This window comes from Streptomyces sp. Root431, from assembly GCF_001426585.1.
In the GTDB taxonomy this organism is placed as follows: Bacteria; Actinomycetota; Actinomycetes; order Streptomycetales; family Streptomycetaceae; genus Streptomyces; species Streptomyces stackebrandtii.
In genome coordinates, this window is record NZ_LMEI01000001.1 from 727,023 (window position 1) to 748,888 (window position 21,866).

At 69.6% G+C, this 21,866-nt stretch carries 25 protein-coding genes, 1 tRNA gene and 2 riboswitches; of the genes, 11 read left to right on the forward strand and 15 right to left on the reverse strand.

What is annotated here, in order from left to right; genetic code table 11:
* Positions 1-95 precede the first annotated feature (95 nt).
* Positions 96-2,273 (forward strand): transglycosylase domain-containing protein, encoded by a 2,178-nt coding sequence (locus ASC82_RS03185; protein WP_056641046.1) that lies wholly within the window; start codon positions 96-98, stop codon positions 2,271-2,273.
* Here ASC82_RS03185 and ASC82_RS03190 read toward each other — a convergent pair.
* The 3 genes from ASC82_RS03190 to ASC82_RS03200 all read right to left on the reverse strand — a co-directional run bounded on the left by ASC82_RS03190 (position 2,267) and on the right by ASC82_RS03200 (position 3,443).
* Positions 2,267-2,587 carry a multidrug efflux SMR transporter gene (locus ASC82_RS03190; protein WP_037642369.1) on the reverse strand — a complete coding sequence of 107 codons (321 nt, stop codon included), beginning with the start codon at positions 2,585-2,587 and terminating at the stop codon, positions 2,267-2,269. The two genes, ASC82_RS03185 and ASC82_RS03190, sit on opposite strands and share 7 nt — an antisense overlap.
* A 32-nt stretch (positions 2,588-2,619) precedes the next feature.
* A riboswitch (guanidine-III (ykkC-III) riboswitch) is annotated at positions 2,620-2,690 on the reverse strand.
* Positions 2,691-2,737: 47 nt separating this feature from the next.
* Positions 2,738-3,076 (reverse strand): co-chaperone GroES, encoded by a 339-nt coding sequence (locus ASC82_RS03195; protein ID WP_024756367.1) that lies wholly within the window; start codon positions 3,074-3,076, stop codon positions 2,738-2,740.
* Between the two features lie 46 nt (positions 3,077-3,122).
* Entirely contained in the window at positions 3,123-3,443 is a 321-nt protein-coding gene (locus ASC82_RS03200; protein ID WP_056641048.1) for a DUF3618 domain-containing protein, read from the reverse strand.
* 137 nt (positions 3,444-3,580) lie between these two features.
* On the opposite strand from ASC82_RS03200, the gene bcp reads away from it, so the two are divergent.
* The 4 genes from bcp to ASC82_RS30305 all read left to right on the forward strand — a co-directional run bounded on the left by bcp (position 3,581) and on the right by ASC82_RS30305 (position 5,618).
* Positions 3,581-4,048 (forward strand): thioredoxin-dependent thiol peroxidase, encoded by a 468-nt coding sequence (bcp, locus tag ASC82_RS03205; RefSeq protein ID WP_056641052.1) that lies wholly within the window; start codon positions 3,581-3,583, stop codon positions 4,046-4,048.
* A 165-nt stretch (positions 4,049-4,213) separates the two neighbouring features.
* Positions 4,214-4,855, forward strand: coding sequence for an HNH endonuclease signature motif containing protein (locus tag ASC82_RS03210; RefSeq protein ID WP_056641054.1), 642 nt, complete (start codon positions 4,214-4,216; stop codon positions 4,853-4,855).
* Positions 4,852-5,529 carry an HNH endonuclease signature motif containing protein gene (locus ASC82_RS03215; protein WP_056641057.1) on the forward strand — a complete coding sequence of 226 codons (678 nt, stop codon included), beginning with the start codon at positions 4,852-4,854 and terminating at the stop codon, positions 5,527-5,529. Before ASC82_RS03210 ends, ASC82_RS03215 begins: the two co-directional genes overlap by 4 nt.
* 14 nt (positions 5,530-5,543) lie before the next feature.
* Positions 5,544-5,618 (forward strand) — tRNA-Leu (locus ASC82_RS30305).
* 46 nt (positions 5,619-5,664) lie between these two features.
* On the opposite strand, the gene rdgB is transcribed toward ASC82_RS30305, so the two are convergent.
* The 4 genes from rdgB to ASC82_RS03240 all read right to left on the reverse strand — a co-directional run bounded on the left by rdgB (position 5,665) and on the right by ASC82_RS03240 (position 7,975).
* Positions 5,665-6,267 carry an RdgB/HAM1 family non-canonical purine NTP pyrophosphatase gene (rdgB, locus tag ASC82_RS03225; RefSeq protein ID WP_056641060.1) on the reverse strand — a complete coding sequence of 201 codons (603 nt, stop codon included), beginning with the start codon at positions 6,265-6,267 and terminating at the stop codon, positions 5,665-5,667.
* Between the two features lie 49 nt (positions 6,268-6,316).
* Positions 6,317-6,718, reverse strand: coding sequence for a hypothetical protein (locus ASC82_RS03230; RefSeq protein WP_056641063.1), 402 nt, complete (start codon positions 6,716-6,718; stop codon positions 6,317-6,319).
* 65 nt (positions 6,719-6,783) lie between these two features.
* Entirely contained in the window at positions 6,784-7,515 is a 732-nt protein-coding gene (gene rph / locus ASC82_RS03235; protein WP_015033860.1) for a ribonuclease PH, read from the reverse strand.
* Between the two features lie 187 nt (positions 7,516-7,702).
* A complete protein-coding gene (locus tag ASC82_RS03240; protein WP_078626940.1) occupies positions 7,703-7,975 on the reverse strand; it encodes a PTS glucose/sucrose transporter subunit IIB in 273 nt (90 codons plus the stop codon).
* 196 nt (positions 7,976-8,171) lie between these two features.
* On the opposite strand from ASC82_RS03240, the gene ASC82_RS03245 reads away from it, so the two are divergent.
* The 5 genes from ASC82_RS03245 to ASC82_RS03265 all read left to right on the forward strand — a co-directional run bounded on the left by ASC82_RS03245 (position 8,172) and on the right by ASC82_RS03265 (position 15,046).
* The gene (locus ASC82_RS03245; RefSeq protein WP_056641066.1) at positions 8,172-9,470 is read left to right on the forward strand and encodes a PTS transporter subunit EIIC; all 1,299 of its coding nucleotides are present in this window, start codon (positions 8,172-8,174) and stop codon (positions 9,468-9,470) included.
* Positions 9,471-9,755: 285 nt separating this feature from the next.
* Complete coding sequence (locus ASC82_RS03250; protein ID WP_056641069.1) at positions 9,756-11,021, forward strand: PTS transporter subunit EIIC; 1,266 nt, start codon at positions 9,756-9,758, stop codon at positions 11,019-11,021.
* 249 nt (positions 11,022-11,270) lie between these two features.
* A complete protein-coding gene (locus tag ASC82_RS03255; RefSeq protein ID WP_056641071.1) occupies positions 11,271-11,465 on the forward strand; it encodes a hypothetical protein in 195 nt (64 codons plus the stop codon).
* A gap of 114 nt (positions 11,466-11,579) precedes the next feature.
* A complete protein-coding gene (locus tag ASC82_RS03260) occupies positions 11,580-13,736 on the forward strand; it encodes a peptidase domain-containing ABC transporter (protein WP_079038996.1) in 2,157 nt (718 codons plus the stop codon).
* Positions 13,733-15,046, forward strand: coding sequence for a glycosyltransferase (locus tag ASC82_RS03265; RefSeq protein ID WP_056641076.1), 1,314 nt, complete (start codon positions 13,733-13,735; stop codon positions 15,044-15,046). The genes ASC82_RS03260 and ASC82_RS03265 overlap by 4 nt, the downstream gene beginning before the upstream one ends.
* Here ASC82_RS03265 and ASC82_RS03270 read toward each other — a convergent pair.
* Positions 15,034-15,786 carry an MBL fold metallo-hydrolase gene (locus tag ASC82_RS03270; RefSeq protein WP_056641079.1) on the reverse strand — a complete coding sequence of 251 codons (753 nt, stop codon included), beginning with the start codon at positions 15,784-15,786 and terminating at the stop codon, positions 15,034-15,036. The genes ASC82_RS03265 and ASC82_RS03270 overlap by 13 nt on opposite strands.
* Before the next feature lie 203 nt (positions 15,787-15,989).
* Here ASC82_RS03270 and ASC82_RS03275 point away from each other — a divergent pair, with 203 nt between their 5' ends.
* Positions 15,990-16,484 carry a type II toxin-antitoxin system PemK/MazF family toxin gene (locus tag ASC82_RS03275; RefSeq protein WP_056641081.1) on the forward strand — a complete coding sequence of 165 codons (495 nt, stop codon included), beginning with the start codon at positions 15,990-15,992 and terminating at the stop codon, positions 16,482-16,484.
* 96 nt (positions 16,485-16,580) lie between these two features.
* On the opposite strand, the gene ASC82_RS03280 is transcribed toward ASC82_RS03275, so the two are convergent.
* The 7 genes from ASC82_RS03280 to ASC82_RS03305 form a co-directional block, all read right to left on the reverse strand.
* Positions 16,581-17,531 carry a cysteine synthase gene (locus ASC82_RS03280; protein WP_024756378.1) on the reverse strand — a complete coding sequence of 317 codons (951 nt, stop codon included), beginning with the start codon at positions 17,529-17,531 and terminating at the stop codon, positions 16,581-16,583.
* A gap of 5 nt (positions 17,532-17,536) precedes the next feature.
* On the reverse strand, positions 17,537-17,815 hold the full coding sequence (locus ASC82_RS03285) for a MoaD/ThiS family protein (RefSeq protein ID WP_056641084.1): 279 nt from the start codon (positions 17,813-17,815) through the stop codon (positions 17,537-17,539).
* 100 nt (positions 17,816-17,915) lie between these two features.
* Positions 17,916-18,032, reverse strand: a complete 117-nt coding sequence (locus ASC82_RS31440; protein WP_312846890.1) for a putative leader peptide — start codon at positions 18,030-18,032, stop codon at positions 17,916-17,918.
* Between the two features lie 44 nt (positions 18,033-18,076).
* Complete coding sequence (locus tag ASC82_RS03290) at positions 18,077-18,862, reverse strand: ABC transporter ATP-binding protein (protein ID WP_056641087.1); 786 nt, start codon at positions 18,860-18,862, stop codon at positions 18,077-18,079.
* Positions 18,863-18,890: 28 nt separating this feature from the next.
* Positions 18,891-19,865, reverse strand: a complete 975-nt coding sequence (locus tag ASC82_RS03295) for an iron ABC transporter permease (protein ID WP_056641542.1) — start codon at positions 19,863-19,865, stop codon at positions 18,891-18,893.
* Positions 19,866-19,981: 116 nt separating this feature from the next.
* Complete coding sequence (locus tag ASC82_RS03300) at positions 19,982-21,004, reverse strand: ABC transporter substrate-binding protein (protein WP_056641090.1); 1,023 nt, start codon at positions 21,002-21,004, stop codon at positions 19,982-19,984.
* Positions 21,005-21,063: 59 nt separating this feature from the next.
* Positions 21,064-21,137: riboswitch (cobalamin riboswitch) on the reverse strand.
* A 32-nt stretch (positions 21,138-21,169) separates the two neighbouring features.
* A complete protein-coding gene (locus ASC82_RS03305) occupies positions 21,170-21,808 on the reverse strand; it encodes an HD domain-containing protein (RefSeq protein ID WP_056641093.1) in 639 nt (212 codons plus the stop codon).
* Between the last annotated feature and the right edge of the window lie 58 nt (positions 21,809-21,866).

Consider the following 21,866-nt stretch of genomic DNA (forward strand, 5'->3'; position numbering starts at 1 on the left):
GCGGTTTCGCGCCGCGCGCGGATTTCGCACCGCCTTCGCGTCACTTTCGGGTCGTGTTGCGGAGATTCCTCGCCTTAAGGGCAATATGAGGTGCCATGCCCCCTTCCTCCGGTACGAGCGACACCCCCCGGCCATCCCGACCGGGCTGGGAGCCGAGGGACCCCACCCTCTCCGCTCCGCCACCCCCGGCGCCGAAACCCCGGCGCGCGGGACGCGTCCGCCGCGTCCTGCGGACCCTGCTCGGCCTCTGCCTGCTCGGCGTCCTGCTCCTCGCCGGGGCCTTCACCGCCGGCTACCTCCTGGTGGAGATCCCGCCCGCCAACGCCGCCGCCGTCGCCCAGTCCAACGTCTACCTCTACCGCGACGGCAGCCCCATCGCCCGCGACGGCGAGGTCAACCGCGAGAACGTCCGGCTCGACCAGGTCCCCCTCGGCGTCCGCCAAGCCGTCCTCGCCGCCGAGGACCGCGACTTCCACACCTCGCACGCCGTCGACCCCAAGGCCATGGTCCGCGCCACCTGGAACACCGTCACCGGCAAGGGCCGCCAGTCCGGCTCCACCATCACCCAGCAGTACGTCAAGAACTACTACCTCGGCCAGGAACAGACCCTCACCCGCAAGGCCAAGGAATTCTTCATCGCGATCAAACTGGGCCGCGAGAAGACCGAGGAGGAGATCCTCCAGGGCTACCTGAACACCAGCTACTTCGGCCGGAACGCCTACGGCATCCAGGCCGCCGCCCGCGCCTACTACGGCAAGGACGTCGAACAGCTCGACACCGCCCAGGGCGCCTACCTCGCCTCCCTCCTCAAAGCCCCCAGCGCCTACGACGTCACCACCCACCCCGAAAACCGGGCCAAGGCCGTCGCCCGCTGGAACTACGTCCTCGACGGCATGGTCACCGAGGGCTGGCTCGGCCACGCCGAACGCGCCGCCGCCCGCTTCCCCCTCCCCCAGACCGCCCGCCCCGCCACCGGCCTCTCCGGACAGCGCGGCTATCTGGTCCAGGCCGTCGAGGAGTACCTGACCGGCCACGGCGTCATCGACGAGAAGACCCTCGCCGGCGGCGGCTACCGCATCACCACCACGCTGGAGCGCGCCCAGCAGGAGACGCTCGTCCAGGCCGTGGAGGACCGGGTCATCTCCCGGCTCGACCCGGCCCGCGACCCCGCCGACCGGTACGTACGCGTCGGAGCCGCCGCCGTCGACCCGGCGACGGGAAAGGTCCTCGCGATGTACGGCGGCATCGACTACACCCAGCAATACGTCAACAACGCCACGCGCCGCGACTACCAGGTCGGCTCCACCTTCAAACCGTTCGTCTTCACAGCGGCCGTGCAAAGCGGGGCGCAGACCCAGTACGGCATGCCGATCACCCCGTACACCCTCTACGACGGAACCAACCGGCGCCCGGTCGAGGGCTGGAACGGCAGCCCCTACGACCCCGCCAACGAGGACGACGCCAGCTACGGCGAGATCGCCGTCGGCGAGGCCACCGACCTGTCGGTCAACGCCGTGTACGCCCAGATGGCCGTGGACGTCGGCCCCGCCCACGTACGACGGACCGCCGTCGCCCTCGGCCTGCCCGGCTCCACCCCCGACCTCACCGCCTCCCCGTCCATCGCCCTCGGCCCCGCCACCGCCAGCGTCCTCGACATGGCCTCGGCGTACGCGACGCTCGCCGCGCACGGCCGGCACGGCACGTACACCCTCGTCGAGGGCGTCACGAAGGGCGGCGAAACGGTAGACCTGCCGTCCCGCCCGGCCCGGCAGGCGGTCACCCGGGAGGCCGCCGACACGACCACGTCGATCCTGCGGAGCGTCGTCGAAGCGGGTACGGGCACGGCGGCACAGGCCGCCGGGCGGCCGGCGGCGGGCAAGACCGGCACGGCGGAGGACGACAGAGCCGCCTGGTTCGCGGGCTACACCCCGGAACTCGCGACGGTCGTCGCGCTGATGGGCCAGGACCCCGAGTCGGGCCGGCAGGAATCGCTCTACGGGGCGCTCGGACTGCCCCGGATCAACGGCGGCGGGGCACCGGCCGAGATCTGGGCCCAGTTCACCCGGGAGGCGCTGGCCGGAACGCCGCCGCGCGACTTCGACCTCCGGCTGATGCCGGGGGCGGAGATCATGCCGCCCGTGCCACCGATGCCGGACGGCCCGGACGGGCCGGTCGGCGAGGAGAACCAGGACCCCTACCTGACCGGCGAGGCGGGCCCGGGGGCAGCGGTCTCCCGCAGCCCCCTACCGGCCCGCAGCAGCCCGCGTCAGTGACCCGACGTCGCCTTGAGACCCACCACGGCGACGAGCAGCAGACAGACGAAGAAGATCCGGGCGGCGGTCGCCGGCTCACCGAGCACCACCATGCCGAGCACCGCCGCACCGGCCGCGCCGATGCCGACCCACACGCCGTACGCGGTGCCGATGGGCAGCGTCTTCGCGGCGTGCGACAGCAGGAGCATGGAAGCGACGATCCCGGCGCCGGTGAACACACTGGGCCAGAGCCGCGTGAAGCCCTCGGTGTACTTCATACCGATCGACCAGCCGACTTCGAGCAGACCCGCGACCACAAGAAGAACCCAGGCCATGACGACACACCTCCGCGAGACGGAACAACAGGAGTGCGTCGTCTTGTCGTCATCCCGGTACGGCGCGTCTCGTCGGGTGTCCCCAGGCTAGCAAAGAACATGCAAAGGCCCTGGTGACGATGGTCACCAGGGCCCTCGGGAAGCCTTCGGCTACAGATACAACCCGGTCGAGTCCGTCGTGCCCTGGAACCGGTCCGCGGCCACCGCGTGCAGGTCCCGCTCCCGCATCAGTACGTACGCGGTGCCCCGCACCTCGACCTCGGCGCGGTCCTCGGGGTCGTACAGCACCCGGTCGCCGATCTCGACGGTACGGACGTTCTGGCCGACCGCGACCACCTCGGCCCAGGACAGCCGGCGGCCGACGGCCGCGGTCGCCGGGATCAGGATGCCGCCGCCGGAGCGCCGCTCCCCCTCCGGGGAGTCGGTGCGGACCAGGACCCGGTCGTGAAGCATCCGGATGGGCAGCTTGTCGTGCGTGTTCTCGCTCACGGTCCGAACCTACCTGCCCGGGCGTGTCGCCCGTGGCGGGGAGGGGTCACCCCTTGCTCTTCCGCGACGAGGACACGATCAGCCCGACGACCGCGACGGCGACGAGCGCCACCGGCACGACCCGCTCCAGGCGGGGTGCGCCGTCCTCGTGGGTGAAGCGGGCCTTCACGTCCGAGACGACCCGGTTGACGGCGACGAAGGCGCGGCCGGCGGTCTGGTCGACCGTCGAGGCGACCTTGGCCTTGGCGTCCCCGATGATCGTCTTCGGGTGCACCCGAATGCCGATCTCGTCGAGAGTGACGGCGAGCTGCTCGCGCCGGCGGACGATGTCCGCCTCGATCTGCGCAGGGGTCCTGGCCTCTGACACCGCGCTGCCTCCGTAGTCGTGTATCCGGTCGTTGACGGACAGTCTGTCAGCTCGATCGCCGATGGGCCGCCCCCGACCCCCATTAGCGGACCGCCATTAGGCTCTGAACGCGTAAGCGCATCTTCCCGAGGAGAGCCATGAGCGAGCGACTGCAGCCCGGCGACACCGCCCCCGCCTTCACCCTGCCCGACGCGGACGGCAACGAGGTCTCGCTCGCGGACCACAAGGGCCGCAAGGTCATCGTCTACTTCTACCCGGCGGCCCTCACTCCCGGCTGCACGAAGCAGGCCTGCGACTTCACCGACAACCTGGACCTGCTGACGGGTGCGGGCTACGACGTCATCGGCGTCTCCCCCGACAAGCCGGAGAAGCTCGCGAAGTTCCGCGAGAAGGAGAACCTGAAGGTCACCCTCGTCGGCGACCCGGAGAAGAAGATCCTGGAGGAGTACGGCGCCTTCGGCGAGAAGAAGCTGTACGGCAAGACGGTGACGGGCGTGATCCGCTCGACGATCGTCGTCGACGAGGACGGCAAGGTCGAGCACGCCTTCTACAACGTGAAGGCGACCGGCCACGTGGCCAAGATCATCAGGGACCTGGGCATCTGAGCCCTCCGCCTTCGGCGCCGAACGGGCCGCATCGCCTTCCGAGGGCGGTGCGGCCCGTTCCGTTTATCGGACGCGACAGTCGTACGCGATATGGCGTAACCGTCCGATATTCGGCTCGTTACTCCGTGCGAGACCACGAACGGGTGGTCGGGGCGGAGGGGCTCGATGGGCACGAGCGCGTACACGAGGGAACGGCTCGAAGCGGCGGCGCGGGGAGCGCGGACGCTGACGGAGGCGCTGGAGCGGCTGGGGGTGGATCCGAAGAGCTCGACGCGACGGTACGTGCGGGAGCGGATGCGGAAGCTGGGGGTGGACATCTCGCACTTCGAGCGGGAGGGGATTCGATGGACGCGTGAGGTCCTGGCACAGGCCGTGGCTGCCTCGACGAACATGTGTGATGTGCTGCGGCGGCTCGGGGTGGAGGTCGTGGGCGGGCAGCACACGCACATCAGCCGCCGCATCAAGGCGTACGGGATCGACACCTCGCACTTCCGCGCGCCGTCCCGGCGAGGCAAGCCCTGGCGCCCCCGGACACCCGAGGGCCTGCTCATCGAGCAGACCGGCCCGCAAACCCGACGCGTCCCGAGCGATCGCCTCGCCTGGGCGATGACGGAATCCGGGGTGCGTAAGCAGTGCGCGATGTGCGGCGCCGAGGCCGTATGGCGCGGCCGACCGCTCCCGTTGGAGATCGACCACGTCGATGGAGACTGGCGCAACAACCGCATCGAGAACCTGAGGTTCCTGTGCCCGAACTGCCACTCGGCGACCGATAACTACCGGGGGCGCGGCAGGAGGCGGAACTCTTGACGAGCGGCCCGCGATACACCCGCGAGCGGTTGGCCGAAGCCGCCGCGCGGTGCTCGAACATGGACGAGGTCGTCGCCTTCTTCGACTCGCCGCCGTACGACAAACTCCGCCGCTACCTGCTGAAGCGCTTCGATCACTACGGAATCGACGTCTCACACCTCATCCACCGGAAGCGACGAGGCGGGCAGCCTCCTCGCCCAGCACCGGGCGAGCTGAGGCAAGCTGTCGACCAGGCCACATCCGTGGCCGGTGCCCTTCGCATCCTGGGTAGGCCCTGCACCGGGCAAATGCGCGCGCTGTTCCAGCAGTGGGCCGAGGAGGACAGCCTCAGTACGTCGCACTTCCTGGGGCAGGCACACCAGCGGGGCAAGCAAGGGCCCACTCCGGTCAAGCGGCCCGAGGACATTCTTGTGCGCCACGACCGGGGGCGCCGGACCAGAACTCGCCTGCTCCGTCGAGCGCTCCGCGAGTCCGGTGCCCCCGAGAAGTGCGCCGACTGCGGCATCGGCACCGAGTGGTTCGGCAAGCCCATGACTCTGGAGGTCGACCACATCAACGGAGATTGGGCCGACGACCGGCGCGAGAATCTGCGGTTGCTCTGCCCCAACTGCCATGCGACCACGGATACCTGGTGCCGGGGAGGCAAGCGTTCCCGCGCTTCAGATGGGCAGTAAGGTAGTCGGCGTCTGGGCCCGTATCCCAGCTGGTTAGAGGACGCCGTTTTAGAGGCGGTGCGTCGTGGGTTCGAGTCCCACCGGGCCTACATCAAAGGCGCGGCACCCTGATGGTGCCGCGCCTTTCCGCGCCCCTCAGCCCAGCAGCTCCCGCACCACCGGTACCAGCGCCCGGAACGCCTTGCCCCGGTGGCTGATCGCGTTCTTCTCCGCCGGGGTCAGCTCCGCGCAGGTCACCTCGTGGCCGTCCGGCTGGAGGATCGGGTCGTAGCCGAAGCCGTTGGTGCCGACGGGGGCGTGGCGGAGGGTACCGGGCATCGTGCCCTCGACGACGCGTTCCGTACCGTCCGGGAGGGCCAGGGCCGCCGCGCAGGCGAAGTGGGCCGCGCGGTGGACGTCGTCGATGTCGGCGAGCTGGGCCAGGAGGAGGTCCAGGTTCGCGCGGTCATTGCCGTGGGTGCCGGACCAGCGGGCCGAGAAGATGCCGGGGGCGCCGTTCAGGACGTCGACGCAGAGGCCGGAGTCGTCGGCCACCGCCGGGAGGCCGGTGGCCTGGGCGAGGGCGTGGGCCTTGAGGAGCGCGTTCTCGGCGAAGGTGACGCCGGTTTCCTTGACGTCGGGCACGTCGGGGTACGCGTCCGCGCCGACGAGTTCGAGGTCGAGGCCCGCGTCGGCGAGGATCGCGTGGAGTTCGGTGATCTTGCCCGCGTTGCGGGTGGCGAGGATCAGACGGGTCATGCCCCCGATTATCCGGGGTCCGCTGATCATCCGGGGTCCGCGCCGGCCTTTAGCCCGGAGTGCAGACCTTCGCCACTTCGCTCGCCCCGTCCGTGATCGGCTGGATGTCCGGCGTCGTGTCGCCGTTCTTCACCGCCGTGCGGACGGACTCGACGCCCTTGGTGAGGTCGTCGACGGCCTTCGCGAGGTCGGCGTTGTCCGTGGTGTCCTTGAGGTTGCCGAGCTCGGTGGAGATCGAGTTCAGGGACTCCTCGATCTGCGTCGGGTCGTTCGAGGCGTTGGAGACGGCCTGCTGGAGCTTGTCGACGGAGGTGGCTATCGCGTCGGCGGTCTTGACGCAGTCCATGGCGGTGTCGAGGGCTCCGCAGCCGCTCAGGACGGTGGTGAGCGCGGCGGCCGTGGCCACGGTGAGTGCGAGACGGCGCTTCAAGGCGGGTCCTCCCCTGTACATGACAGTCGTGCGGGCGCACGGAGCTTATCCGTGCGCCCGTTGCCCGTCATGACGCAGCCAGGGGGTCAGAGGGTTCCTTCGAGCGCCTTGCGCTGGATCTCGGCGAGTTCGGCGCAGCCGCCGGAGGCGAGGTCGAGGAGCGCGTTGAGCTCCTTGCGGTCGAAGGGCTCGGCCTCGGCGGTGCCCTGGACCTCGACGAAGCGGCCGTCGCCGGTGCAGACGACGTTCATGTCGGTGTCGGCGCGGACGTCCTCTTCGTAGCAGAGGTCGAGGAGGGGGACGCCGTCGACGATGCCGACGGAGACGGCGCCGACGGTGCCGGTGAGGGGCTTGCGGCCGGCCTTGACGAGCTTCTTGGTCTGGGCCCAGGCGACGGCGTCGGCGAGGGCGACGTAGGCGCCGGTGATGGCGGCGGTGCGGGTGCCGCCGTCGGCCTGGAGGACGTCGCAGTCGAGGACGATGGTGTTCTCGCCGAGCGCCTTGTAGTCGATGACGGCGCGCAGCGAGCGGCCGATGAGGCGGGAGATCTCGTGGGTGCGGCCGCCGATCTTGCCGCGGACGGACTCGCGGTCGCCGCGGGTGTTGGTGGCCCGGGGCAGCATCGAGTATTCGCCGGTGACCCAGCCTTCGCCGCTGCCCTTGCGCCAGCGCGGGACGCCTTCGGTGACGGAGGCGGTGCAGAAGACCTTGGTGTCGCCGAAGGAGATGAGGACGGAGCCCTCGGCGTGCTTGCTCCAACCGCGTTCGATGGTGACGGGGCGGAGCTGTTCGGGGGTACGGCCGTCGATACGAGACATGGGACGAGGGTAGCGGGACATGGCGGGCGGCCCGTTCCTCCGCGGTGAAGGGCCTGCTCGTTCATGACGAAGGGCCTGTTCGTCCATGACGAAGGGTCGGCTCGTTCATGACGAAGGGGTCGGCTCGTCCATGACGAAGGGCCCGTTCCCCTGTCGGAACGGGCCCTTGTCGATGCGAGTCAATCGCTCACATCATGTCTTCGATCTCCGCGGCGATGGGGTCCGCGTCGGTGCCGATGACGACCTGGATGGCGGTGCCCATCTTCACGACGCCGTGGGCGCCGGCGGCCTTCAGCGCGGCCTCGTCGACGAGGCTGGGGTCGTTGACCTCGGTGCGCAGCCGGGTGATGCAGCCCTCGACCTCTTCGATGTTGTCGAGGCCGCCGAGCCCGGCGACGATCTTCTCAGCCTTGCTGGCCATGTGTTTCTCCCTGTCCGTTCCGTTCGCGCGAGCGCGAATCTCGGCGCACCTGTGGTCCGCTTTGTCACGGTAACCCACGGTTGGCCCAACTTCGCGAGCGAGTGCCGCCGTTCTGCCGAATGATGACGATCACCGGCGGCCTGTCCTCAGCGGGCTCCCGGAGCCTATCGCAACTGGTCTACACCAGTGTGCAACGAGAAGCGGACCCGGCTTGTTCCGGGCAGGGAGGACGCCGATGAGTACGGACAGCGCCGCGGCGCGGCCGCAGAAGTCCCTGTGGGGCGGGCTCTTCCAGGGGCTTCAGAAGATGGGGCGCAGCCTTCAGCTCCCCATCGCCGTGCTGCCGGCCGCGGGCATCATCAACCGGCTGGGGCAGCCGGACGTCTTCGGTGCGGAGGGGCTCGGCTGGGACAAGGTCGCCGCGGTGATGGCGGGCGCGGGCGGCGCCCTGCTCGACGGCAACCTCGGCCTGCCGCTGCTGTTCTGCGTCGGTGTCGCCATCGGCATGGCGAAGAAGTCGGACGGATCGACCGCGCTCGCGGCCGTCGTCGGCTTCCTCGTCTACTACACGGTCCTGCGTCAGTTCCCGAAGGACTGCCCGCCGGGTACGAGGGACATCGGCGGTGGCTGCCTGGCGCCCGATGAGGCCTTCGGCGCCTACACGTACCAGAACCCCGGTGTCTTCGGTGGCATCGTCATGGGTCTGCTGACCGCGTACCTGTGGCAGCGGTACCACCGGACGAAGCTGGTCGACTGGCTGGGCTTCTTCAACGGCCGCCGTCTCGTCCCGATCATCATGACGTTCGTGGCGATCGTGTTCGCCTCGCTCTGCCTGTGGGTCTGGCCGCCGATCGGTGACGCCCTGGAGAACTTCAGCGACTGGCTGGTCGGCCTCGGCTCCTGGGGTTCCGGGATCTTCGGTGTGGCGAACCGTGCGCTGCTCGTCATCGGCCTGCACCAGTTCCTGAACGTGCCCATCTGGTTCCAGTTCGGCACGTACGAGAAGCCGGACGGCACGGTGGTCCATGGCGACATCCCGATGTTCCTGGCGGGCGACCCGAACGCCGGCCAGTTCCTGACGGGTTTCTTCCCGATCATGATGTTCGCCCTGCCGGCGGCTGCGCTCGCGATCACCCATTGCGCGAAGCCGCATCGCCGCAAGGAGATCGGCGGCATGATGCTCTCGGTGGCGCTGACCTCGTTCGTCACCGGTATCACCGAGCCGCTGGAGTACTCGTTCCTCTTCATCGCGCCGGTGCTGTACGCGATCCACGCGGTGCTCACCGGTGTCTCGATGGCGGTGACATGGGCGTTCGGCGTGAAGGACGGCTTCAGCTTCTCGGCCGGTCTGATCGACTACGTGATCAACTGGGGTCTCGCGACGAAACCGTGGCTGATCATTCCGATCGGCCTCGCCTTCGCGGTCGTGTACTACGCGATCTTCCGGTTCGCGATCACCAAGTTCAACCTGCAGACGCCGGGCCGTGAGCCGGACGAGGTCGGTGACGAGATGGAGCGGGAGAACGTCAAGTAGTGCTGCGGTCACCCTGGAGAGCCTGACCGATTCGGGGCTTTTGACCCCCTCGTAAGCCCCACAGAAGGCCCCTGGACCTGACAGTCCGGGGGCCTTATGTCGTGCATTTCCGGCTATGGCTGAGCACACAAAATTCGCAGGTTCCTTATCTAAGTCTCACGTGCTAAAACTGGTCTACACCACTGATTGGTGTAGACCACGCGGTCCAGACCACCGCGTTCCACGAGATGTCGCCTCCCCCCGTGTTCACTCCCTGGCGGCGCCTTGCCTTACTGGAGGAAGTTGATGAGTACGGCCACCGCCCAGGCCGCCGCTCCCGCGAAGAAGCGCGGATCCGGCCTGTTCCAGGGCCTGCAGAAGGTCGGTCGCAGCCTGCAGCTGCCGATCGCCGTTCTGCCGGCCGCGGGTATCTTGCTCCGTCTCGGCCAGCCCGACGTCTTCGGCGCCGAAGGCCTCGGCTGGGGCAAGGTCGCCACGGTCTTCGCCTCCGCCGGAGATGCGGTCTTCGCCAACATGCCGCTGCTGTTCTGCGTCGGCATCGCGATCGGCTTCGCCAAGAAGGCCGACGGCTCCACCGCCCTCGCCGCCCTCGTCGGCTTCCTCGTCTACTCGAGCGTCCTCAAGGCGTTCCCGGTCAGCGAGGCCGTCGTCAACACGACCGCGAACAAGGGTGTCGACGTCGCCGCGACGTACAACGACCCCAAGGTCTTCGGCGGCATCATCATGGGCCTGCTCGGCGCCGTCGTCTGGCAGCGGTTCCACCGCACCAAGCTGGTCGACTGGCTCGGCTTCTTCAACGGCCGCCGTCTCGTCCCGATCCTCATGGCCTTCGTCGGCACCATCATGGGTGTTCTCTTCGGTCTCCTCTGGGAGCCCGTCGGCAACCTCATCACCGACTTCGGCAACTGGATGACCAGCCTCGGCGCCCTCGGCTCCGGCATCTTCGGCGCCATCAACCGTGGTCTGCTCCCGGTCGGCATGCACCAGTTCGTGAACACCGTCGCCTGGCAGGAGATCGGCACCTTCACCGACTCCACCGGCGCCGTCTGGCACGGCGACCTGCCCCGCTTCTTCCACGGTGACCCGTCCGCCGGTCAGTTCATGTCCGGGTTCTTCCCGATCATGATGTTCGCCCTGCCGGCCGTCGCCCTGGCGATCACCCACGCCGCCCGCCCCGAGCGCCGCAAGGTCGTCGGCGGCATGATGTTCTCGCTCGCCCTGACCTCGTTCGTCACGGGCATCACCGAGCCCATCGAGTTCGCGTTCATGTTCCTCGCGCCGCTGCTGTACGTGATCCACGCGGTGCTCACCGCCGCCTCGATGGTCATCACCTCGGCCCTCGGCGTGCACCACGGCTTCACCTTCTCCGCCGGTGCGCTGGACTACTTCCTGAACTGGACGTACGCCTCCAAGCCCTGGCTGATCATCCCGATCGGCCTGGTCTTCGCGGCGATCTACTACGTGGTCTTCCGCTTCGCGATCACCAAGTTCAACCTCGCCACCCCGGGCCGCGAGCCCGAGGAGGAGCTCGAGGACCTCACCAAGGCGTGAGCCCTCTCGCCTGACGAAACGTCGGCCTTCAGGACCTGATCGTGGTCCTGGAGGCCGACTTTCTTTTCGGGGTGCATGCCGGATTCACGGCCCGGAAATTGACACCGGAGCAACCTGACAAACTCACGGACAAGATCACGTACATTCCTTCCTCCCTCCATAGGATTAGACCAATCGAGCCGGGGGAACCGCTCGGCGCACCATCCCGATGGGCAGGACCAGCCCGTCACGACCAGGAAAGAGAAGCACATGAGCCTCTCCACGCTGCGCGAGATGAACTTCACGACCATGTCCGACAGCGAGACCGACGCCGTTTCCGGCGGCCGCCTCTCCAAGGCCCAGTGCGCCGCGATCTGGGCCAACGCCCAGGCCAACATGATGGGTTACGGCTGTGGCGGCAGCTACACGGACTACATGGGCATCTACAACCGTGAGTGCCGGTAGCAGATAACGCTGCCAGGAATCACCTGACAGCAGTCTAAGAGCGGCGGCGCCTCCACTCCGGGAAGGAATCCCGGAATCCGAGGCGCCGCCGATCCGCATCCCAGGGGGCGCAAGATGAAATGGCAGGCCTATCACACGCATCAGGAAGGTGATACGGACTGCGGCCCAGCCTGCGTGCGCACTGTCCTGCGGAGACACGGAGTGCACGTGGACTCCGCGATTCTTCGGGAATCCGTGGGGCTCGGCGAAGGCGGTGCGAGCCTTTTCCGGCTCCAGCAGGTGCTCGACGACTACGGCGTCACCTCCCAGGCCTTCCGCCTGACCGTGAACGAGCTGCACCAGGCTGTCACGCTGGCAGGACCTGCCATCGCCCTGACGTCGGACGAGGGACTCTCTCACTTCGTCGTCGTCCAAGAAGCCCTGCCCAACGGCGACTTCGTCATCAGCGACCCATGGTTCTACCGGCCGAGGACCGTGACCGCCGACGAGCTGTCGCAGACCTTCTCCGGTGAGACCCTCGTCTCCGAGACCCCCTCGACCAACGTCAGCCGATGGGGGCGCTTCAGGCATTCCTGGAAGCAGAGCGTCTTCGTGAACGAGGTCCGCGAGAACCGGCGGACAATCACCGGGGTCATCGCTCTGACGCTCCTCGTGGCCGCGCTTTCGATCTCCAGCAGCATATATCTCCAGGTGTCCGTCGACGGATTCCTGCAGTCGGACAGCATCAGCGCCCTCACGCTGACCTCCCTTGCGTTCGTGGGAATGGTCCTGGCCGCCGGAGCTCTCCAATACATACGCGGGCTCATCATCGTCAGATTCGGGCAGCGCGTACAGAAGAACCTGTCCGAGCGCTACGTGGAGAAACTCCTCCGTCTACCGGTCCGCTTCTACTCGGGCCGTAGAACCGGAGACCTGGCAAGTCGGCTCGATGACGTCCAGGGAATACAGACGCTTCTGACTTCCACCACGATCGGCGTGTCGGTGGACATGGCCATCGTGCTCATCGTCGGCAGCTACCTCGCTTGGTCGAGCCTGCCCCTCTTCGGCATCCTCATGAGTTCCGCATTCATCACGGTCCTAGCCTCGTGGAGTCTCTATCGCGGAATTCGGGAGACGTCCGAGGAAGCATTGCAGCGTGACGCCACGCTCAAATCCGAACTGATCAACGTCCTCAATCACCACGAGGTCGTGATCTCTCATGGAAAGCGTGATTTCGCGGCCCGGCGGATCTCCGACGCTTTGTCACGGCGTATCGAATCCGAGACGAGACTCGGGCGCCTCGACAACCTCTCCGCCACGATCCGGCTGGTGACCCACGGCTGCTTCGCCGTCACCGTGACCTGGATCGGCCTCCTCCAGGCCCAGAGCGGCCGGATCTCGCTGGGGCAGGTCCTCAGCTTCATCTCGCTGTCCGGGTACTTCCTCACCTCACTGGTGAACATCTCCACCCTGCAGACCACGCTCCAGCGGAGCTCCGCCGCGATCGGCCGCTATCGGGACATCATGACCCAGCGTGAGCCCGTCATCCTCCCGTCTCCCACGGGCGCCCACGCACGTACGGGCGGCGCGCCCGCACAGCCGGACCTCCCGCACGGAACGCCCTCCGCCCTCTCGGCGCGAGGCCTGACGTTCTCGTACCCTGGCGCTGCGCGCCGCGTCATCGAAGACGTCTCCGTGACCGTCCCCGCCGGGCGCTCGGTGCATCTGGCAGGGGACAACGCCTCGGGAAAGAGCACTCTCCTGAAGCTCCTGGCAGGCCTGCACACGGCGGACGACGGGACGGTCTTCCTCGGTGGTGTGCCGCTCGAAAGCCTCGATCCCGACACCGTCCATCGCAAGGTCCTCTATCTGCCCGAGATCCCGATGATCGTCAACGCGACCGTCCGGGAGAACCTGACGCTGGGAGCGCACTACTCCCAGGACGAAGTCGATCAGGCTTGCGCCTTGGCCCATGCGACATCCGTCGTCGACTCCCTGGACAAGGGCTACGACGAGGTCCTGCGGGAGGACGGGACCCGCCTGTCCCGAGGCCAGCTGCAGAAGCTCGCGCTGGCACGCGCGGTGTTGATCCGCCCCGACGTCTTCCTGTTCGACGAAAGCTTCAGCGGCATCGACCAGGACGCCTTCGTCCGGATCTGGGACTCCCTGGCCACGACGGGAGCCACTCGCGTCCTGGTGGCTCACCGAGAGGTCGACGACCTGCGGTGCGACCTGACCATGCGCCTGGACAGCGCCCCCGACCGTGCCGCCCTGACGAAGGAACCCGCATGAAGTTCGCCGATGTCCTCGATCAGGCCTGGGCCGAGGATTCCGGCCCGGCGACCGCGCTGGGCCGGGATCTGCGGCTCGTCCGCGCGGCCGCCCCGGAACTGCTCGCGCTGGACGTCCCGGCCGGCTCGTACGGCGAGCTCGCCGGCTCCTATCGGCCGGACCGGGCAGGCGCCGTCACCGCCGTCGTACTGACACACGACGAGGAGCAGGTGATCGGTGCGTGTCTGCGCGCCCTGACCGATGACTGCGACCGCATGCTCCTCGTCGACGCCGAGTCCCAGGACTCGACCTTGGGCACCGCGAGGTCCGCCGTCGCCCATGTGGAACACGTCACCCGTGCGTGGACCGACGACTTCGCGGCACAGCGCAACGCCGCGTTCGGGCACGCCCGCGCCGGCGGCTGGCTCGCCCATGTGGACGCGGACGAAACCCTGTCGGCGGAGAGCAGGGGGCGGCTGCGGGCAGTCCTGTCGGCTCTGGACCACGTCCTGCCCGGTGCCGACCTGGTGGTGTCCCCTCGCATTCTCGACACGAGTCGGGAATGCCATACGAACACCCGGCGGGTCGTCCGCTCCGACTCGGCCCTGCGGTTCAAGGGGCGTCTCCACGAGCGGCTGTACGACGCACACGGCGCCCAGCCTCCGTCCGTCGAGGTGGACGTGGTCTTCCACCACACCGGCTACGAGCCGGAGGTGATCACGCGCAGGGGCAAACGGGAGAAGTACGCACGGCTCGTCGAGGTGTGTCTGGCGGAGGAGCCGTCGAATCCGAAGTGGCACTTCTACGCGGTGCGCGACGGCCTCGTGGGTCGTCAGCCCGGTCCCGACGAAGCCCTCGCACTGTTCCGGAGGCTCCGGGAAGCACACGCCCTGTACGACCGGGTTCCTCTGTCCGACTACGAGGCGGAGCGCTGGACCGACAGTCTGGTCCTCCAGTGCGAGCTGGCCCTGGGGTTCGGCGGCGGCCGTGAGATCGGGGAGCTCACGCCTCTCCTGCACGCGCGGGGACGCCTCCTCGAAGCCTCGTACTACCGGACGTTCGCCGAGTTCAGTGCCCTGCTCAACCGCTCCTCGCGACTGCTGGACGAGCTCTCCGAGGGAAGCCGGCACCAGCTGCCGGACCATCGGCAGCTGGTGGGCCGCAGCTACGACCTCCAGGCCCTGCTGGCACTGACCTGCGGCCGCTACGACGAGGTGCCCGTGTTGTTGGGCGAAGCCCGGTCCCGCCAGGCCGGATCGCTCACGACGGCCACCGTGGAATCTCTCGCGGACCGGCTGCCGAGCTGGCGGGACCTTCCTCAGATCTCGTAGACCGCGCCGGGCCTCGCCAGCTCCGACGGGCCCGTGTACACCGCGCGCGCGTCCGCCAGGTTCTGCTCGCCGTCCGTCCACGGCGGGATGTGGGTGAGGACCAGCCGGCCCACATCGGCCCGGGTCGCCTGCGCCCCGGCCTCGCGGCCGTTGAGGTGGAGCGCCGGGATGTCCTCCTTGCCGTGCGTGAAGGAGGCCTCGCAGAGGAAGAGGTCGGTGCCCTCGGCGAGCTCGTGCAGCGCGTCGCAGACCCCGGTGTCGCCGGAGTACGTGAGCGAACGGCCGCCGTGCTCGACGCGGATGCCGTACGCCTCGACCGGGTGGCAGACCTTCTCCGTGCGGACCGTGAAGGGGCCGATCTCGAAGGAGGCCGACTTCAGCGTGTGGAAGTCGAAGACCTCGCCCATCGCGGTGGGCGAGGGGGTGTCCGCGTACGCCGTGGTCAGCCGCTGCTCGGCGCCCTCCGGCGCGTAGACGGGGATCGCGTCGCAGCGTCCGCCCTCGTGCCGGTAGTAGCGGGCGACGAAGTAGCCGCACATGTCGATGCAGTGGTCCGCGTGCAGATGACTGAGGAAGATCGCGTCGAGGTCGTACAGACCGATGTGTCGTTGCAGCTCGCCGAGGGCGCCGTTGCCCATGTCGAGGAGCAACCGGAAGCCGTCGGCCTCGACGAGGTAGCTCGAACAGGCCGAATCCGCGGACGGGAACGACCCGGAGCAACCGACGACGGTGAGCTTCATGGAGCGTGAACCTCCGTGGACGGGTGCGGAAAGCGCGCTGAGGGAGGGGGAGGCTGTGCGGTCTGTCGAGCGTAAGGCGCACCCGGGCCTGTCGCTCCTTTGCGGCGGCCCGTTGTGGGCGAACTCACGGGCTCTGTCACCGGTTCGGATGGATGGCGGGGCGTCACGGCGGAGTGAGCCACGCGCCGGTACCGTCTTGAGGTATGGACACGTCATGGTGGCCCGCGCTGGTCGCGGTCGTGGTGATCGCGCTGGTCGTGGTGGTCGCCGGTGGGCAGAAGCGTTCCGCGCGGAAGCCCGTCGGCCGGCGGCCCCCGGGGCGGAGCCGCGCGCCGGAGCGGACCCGCCCGCCGGCCCGGCCGGCCGGGCCGCGGAAGGCGCCGTCGCGGTTGCCGCGGGCGGGCGAGATCTGGTGGGCGGACGTGCCCTTCGAGGACGGTCCCGGTTCGAAGGACCGGCCGTGTCTGGTGCTCTCGCTGCGGGGCGACAGTGCGCTCGTCGCCAAGATCACCAGCAAGTACCACGACGAACGGCCGGGCGTGATCGCGCTGCCGCCGGGGGCGGTGGGCGACGCTCAGGGGCGGCCGAGCTTCCTGGAGACGGACGAGCTGCGGGACGTTCCGGTGGCGGACTTCCGCCGGAAAGTGGGAACGGCGGACCCGGTCGTATGGGACCAGGTCCGCCATCTGGCGCGCTGAGGGCGCCGTGAGGGCTCCCGCGTCGAGGGGGCCGTAGCGGCGCTCCCGCGTCGAGGGGGCCGTGCGGCGCTCCCGCGCTGAGGGAGCCTTGCGGGCTCAGGCCCAGAGCTGGCCCTGGACCGTTTCGATCGCCTCTTCCGTCGTCGCGGCCGTGTAGAGGCCGGTCGACAGGTACTTCCAGCCGCCGTCGGCGACGACGAAGGCGATGTCGGCGCTTTCGCCGGCCTTGACCGCCTTGTTGCCGACGCCGATGGCCGCGTGCAGGGCGGCGCCCGTGGAGACGCCCGCGAAGATGCCCTCCTGCTGGAGGAGTTCGCGGGTGCGGGTGACCGCGTCCGCGGAGCCGACCGAGAAGCGGGTGGTGAGGACGGAGGCGTCGTACAGCTCGGGTACGAAGCCCTCGTCCAGGTTGCGCAGGCCGTAGACGAGGTCGTCGTAGCGCGGTTCCGCGGCGACGATCTTGACGTCGGGCTTGTGCTCGCGCAGGTAGCGGCCGACGCCCATGAGCGTGCCCGTCGTGCCGAGGCCGGCGACGAAGTGGGTGATCGAGGGGAGGTCGGCGAGGATCTCGGGGCCCGTGGTGGCGTAGTGGGCGCCCGCGTTGTCCGGGTTGCCGTACTGGTACAGCATCACCCAGGACGGGTTCTCGGCGGCGATCTCCTTGGCGACGCGCACCGCCGTGTTCGATCCGCCCGCCGCGGGGGACGAGACGATCTCCGCGCCCCACATGGCGAGCAGCTGGCGGCGCTCCTCGCTGGTGTTCTCGGGCATGACGCAGACGATGCGGTAGCCCTTGAGCTTGGCGGCCATGGCGAGGGAGATGCCGGTGTTGCCGCTGGTCGGCTCCAGGATGGTGCAGCCGGGCGTGAGCCGGCCGTCCTTCTCCGCCTGCTCGATCATGTGGAGCGCGGGGCGGTCCTTGACCGAGCCGGTCGGGTTGCGGTCCTCCAGCTTCGCCCAGATGCGGACGGAGTCCGAGGGCGAGAGCCGGGGGAGGCGGACCAGCGGCGTGTTGCCGACCGCCGCCAGCGAGGAGTCGTAGCGCATGTGGATCAGACCATGCCGCCGGCGACGGCCGGCAGGATCGTGACGCTGTCGCCGTCGGTGAGCTTGGTGTCGATGCCGTCGAGGAAGCGGACGTCCTCGTCGTTCAGGTAGACGTTGACGAAGCGGCGGAGCTTGCCGCCGTCGACGATGCGGGCCTCGATGCCGGTGTGGCGGGACTCCAGGTCGGCGAAGAGGTGGGCGAGGGTGTCGCCGCTGCCCTGGACGGCCTTCTCGCCGTCGGTGTAGGTGCGGAGGATGGTCGGGATGCGGACCTCGATGGCCATGACGTGGGCTCCTGTCGGAAGTGGCGTGATCGGCGCGTGGCGGGGGCCCCCGCGCGGAGAGGGGGTCGTACGGGAGTGCGCTCGATGTCGCGTGGGTCGCTCAGAGCGCAGCGCGGTACGTACACATCGCGCTGGAGAGGCGGCACAGGTCGACGTGCAGGCGTGCCACGAGCAGGGGTGTGCCCGGAGTCTCTTCGCTCACGTCGTGGGAAACCATGGGCTCATCGTATCGATTCCCGGTCCGGGTTCCGGAATGTGATCTCACATGGTGGATAGTTTCTGACCGACTGCCGGACCGTGCAGGTAGACGACGGTGGGGCTGCCGGTCCTGGGATGCGGGATGACCTCGGCGTCGACCCCGTAGACGGCGTCGAGGAGGGCGGGGGTGAGGACCTCGGCGGGGGTGCCGCCGGTGACGACCCGGCCCTGCTCCAGGACGTAGAGGCGGTCGCAGTACGCCCCCGCGAGGTTGAGGTCGTGCAGGGCGAGCAGGTTCGTGGTGCCCAGCTCGCGGACGAGGCGGAGGACGTCGAGCTGGTGGCGGATGTCCAGGTGGTTGGTGGGCTCGTCGAGGACGAGGAGAGCCGGGTCCTGGACGAGGGCGCGGGCGACGAGGGCGCGCTGGCGTTCGCCTCCGGAGAGGGTGGGGTACGCGCGGTCGGCGAGCTCCGTGAGGCCGACGCGGGCGAGGGCGGCCCCGGCGCGCTCCCGGTCGGCGCCGGTGTCGCCCTCCCAGAACCGTTTGTGCGGGGAGCGGCCGAGGGCGACGAGCTCGCGGACGGTGAGCTCGAACTCGGTGGCGCTGTCCTGCGGGACGGTGGCGACGCGGCGGGCGCGGGCCTTGGGGCCGAGGGCGTGGAGGTCGTCGCCGTCGAGCGTGGCCCGTCCGGCGGTGGGGGCGAGGGTGCCGTAGACGCAGCGCAGGAGGGTGGTCTTGCCGCTGCCGTTGGGGCCGATGAGGCCGACGGTCTCGCCGGGGCCGACGGTGAGGTCGACGGAGCGGAGGCGGTCCTCGTACGAGAGTCCGTGCAGCCGCAGTTCGGTCACGGGAGTGCTCCTTCGGTGAGCCGTGAGGTCACAGCGGTGTGCCTTCGGGGCGGCGGCGCATGAGCCAGAGGAAGAACGGGCCGCCGATGAGCGCGGTGAGGACGCCGACGGGGAGGTCCTGGGGCGCGGTGACGGTCCGGGCGGCGAGGTCGGCGAGGACCAGGGCGACCGCACCGCCCAGCGCGGCGACGGGCAGGAGGCGGCGGTGCGGGGCGCCGACGGCGAGCCGGGCGGCGTGCGGGGCCATGAGTCCGATGAAGCCGACGGCGCCGCTGGCCGCGACCATGACGGCGGTGACGAGGGAGACGAGGACGAAGACGGCGGCGCGGAAGCGGGCGGTGTCGAGGCCGAGGACGGTGGCGCCCTCCTCGCCGACGAGGAGCAGGTCGAGCGGGCGGGAGAGGGTGAGCAGGAGGCCGATGCCGAGGGCCAGGACGGTGACGGGCAGGACGAGGGTGTCCCAGCGGGCGCTGCCGAGGCCGCCGAGGGACCAGTACAGCGCCTCACGGAAGTGCTCGGGCCGGCCGGCGGCGGCCAGGATCAGGGTGGTGAGGGCGGAGAGGATGTACGAGACGGCGACTCCGGCGAGGACGAGCCGGGGGCCGGTCATGGTCCCGCCGCGGCGCGCGAGCCCGTAGACGAGGACGAGGGCGAGGAGGGCGCCGGCGAAGGCCCCGCCGGGCAGGGCGATGGTGGTCGTGACCCCTCCCCCGACGCCGAGGACGAGGACGAGGACGGCTCCGGCGGAGGCGCCGGAGGAGATCCCGAGGAGGAAGGGGTCGGCGAGCCGGTTGTTGACGAGGGCCTGGAGGACGGCGCCGACGACGGCGAGCCCTGCGCCGACGACGACGCCGAGCAGGACCCTGGGCAGCCGGACGTCGAGCACGATCGTGCGGTACGGGGAGGGGCCCGCCCGCCCGGTCAGGGCGTCGAGCACCTGGCCGGGCGGGATGCGGACGGAGCCGAGGGCGAGGGAGGCGAGCCCGGCGAGAGCCAGGGCCAGGACGAGTCCGGCGACGACGAGGACGTACCGCGACGTCCCGGCGGCCGGCGCGCGCTTCTCGGCCGAGGTCCCTTCCGGAGTGTGTTCCGGAGTCCCCGACCGTTCGAGGACCGCGGTCACCGGGCCGGCTGGGACGTGGCCGGCTGGGACGTGGCCGCCCGGGACGTGGCCGGGTGGAGCTGGGCGGCGAGCTTGTCGACGGCGGCCGGGACCCGGACGCCGAGGACGGTGTCGGAGAGCGGCATGACTGCGAACCGGCGGTTCTTGATCGCGGGCACGTCCTTGAGCGCCGGGTCGTCGAGGAGCCGCTTCTTCTTCTGCTCGACGGTGGTGGAGCCGTAGTCGTAGATGACGATGACGTCGGGCCGCCGGTCGACGACCTGCTCCCAGGTGGCGTCGCCGAAGCTCTTGTCGAGGTCGGCGAAGACGTTCCGGCCGCCGGCCCGGGTGATGAGCTCGTTGCCGATGCCCTTGCCGCCCGCCGTGAACGCGGTCTTGTCGCCGCTGTCGTAGACGAAGACGGAGACCGGCGGGGTGCCCTTGAGGCGCTTCTCCGTGGCGGTGACGGTCGTGCGCGCCTCGCGGATCCAGGTCTCTGCCCGGTCGGGGACGCCGAACGTCCGCCCGATCTCGCGGACTTCGCGGTAGAGGTCGTCGACGGTGGGCGAACCGGACGGGCAGTACTCGATGTTGAGGCGGCTGCCGATGCCGGAGCGCTTGAGGTCGTCGCGGCCGCGGCCGTCCTTGGCGTCGAAGGCGGAGGCGTAACCGCCGTACACGAAGTCGGGGTTCGCGGCGAGGAGGGCCTCCTTGGAGGGGTACTCCTTCGCGAGGACGGGGACGGAGTCGTAGGCCTTCTTGTACGCGGGGAGGGCCGCGTCGTCGAGGTAGGCGGTGCCGACGAGCGACTTCTCCAGGCCGAGGGCGAGCATCACCTCGGTGACGTGCTGGTTCATGGTGACCACGCGCTTCGGCGGGGCCTGGTAGGTGCTCTTCACACCGCAGTTGTCGACGCTGTACGGGAATCCCGGCGCGGGCTTCGCCGCGGAGGGCTGCTCCGCGGGGGCCGAGCAGGCGGCGAGGAGCGGGACGAGGGCGAGCGCGGGCAGCAGGGCGCGGGCACGGCTGGGCCTGGTCATGACGGGATGCCTCCTCCGGGGATTTCCACGTCCCCGATCGGTGGTGGGAGGCGGCAGGTCAGTTCCTGGCTCCCGGCGCCCGAGGGCGCCGGTCACAGTGGCGGGACCGTGCCGGATTCACACCGGCTTCCTGGCTCCTGCCGCCCGTTGGTCCCGGCCAGTCTCTCACTCGGGCCAGGACGACTCGCGGATGGTGGTCACGAAGTCGCCGGGCGTGAAGCCGGGGACGTAGTGGCGCAGGACGTCGGCCTTCACGTTCCCGAAGGCGGTGTCGGGCTTCGGCGCGATGCCCTCGGCGAAGGCCTCCAGGATGCGGGTCTTGAAGCCGGGGCGGGGGTGGGCGGCGACGATCGCGGCCCGGTCCTCGGGGGTGACGGCGGCGGGGTCGTCGTAGCCGATGCCGAGGACGTCGTACTCGACGCCGGCGGTGACGAGCGCGATCTCGGGCTCCATGAACTCCGGGATCCCGGGGGTGGTGTGGAGGGCGATCGCGGTCCAGACGCGGCGGACGGCGTCCTCGTCGGCGCCCTGCGCGCGGAGGAAGGCGGCGGCCTCCTCGGCGCCGTCGACCTCGAAGCGGCGGCCGCTGGCCCGGTGGGCCTCGCCGAGGCCGAGGTCGTGGAACATCGCGCCGACGTAGAGGAGTTCGGGGTCGAAGGCGAGGCCCCGGGCCCGGCCCTGGAGGGCGCCGAAGAAGTAGACGCGGCGGGAGTGGTGGTAGACGAGCTCGCTCGCCGTGTCGCGGACGAGTTCGGTGGCGGCGGTGGCGAGCTTGCTGTCGGGGACCAGCGCGAAGGGGTTCATGCGGACCAGCCTCGCCGCCGGGCCCGCACCCTCGCCATGTCCTCACGGACAGGCATCC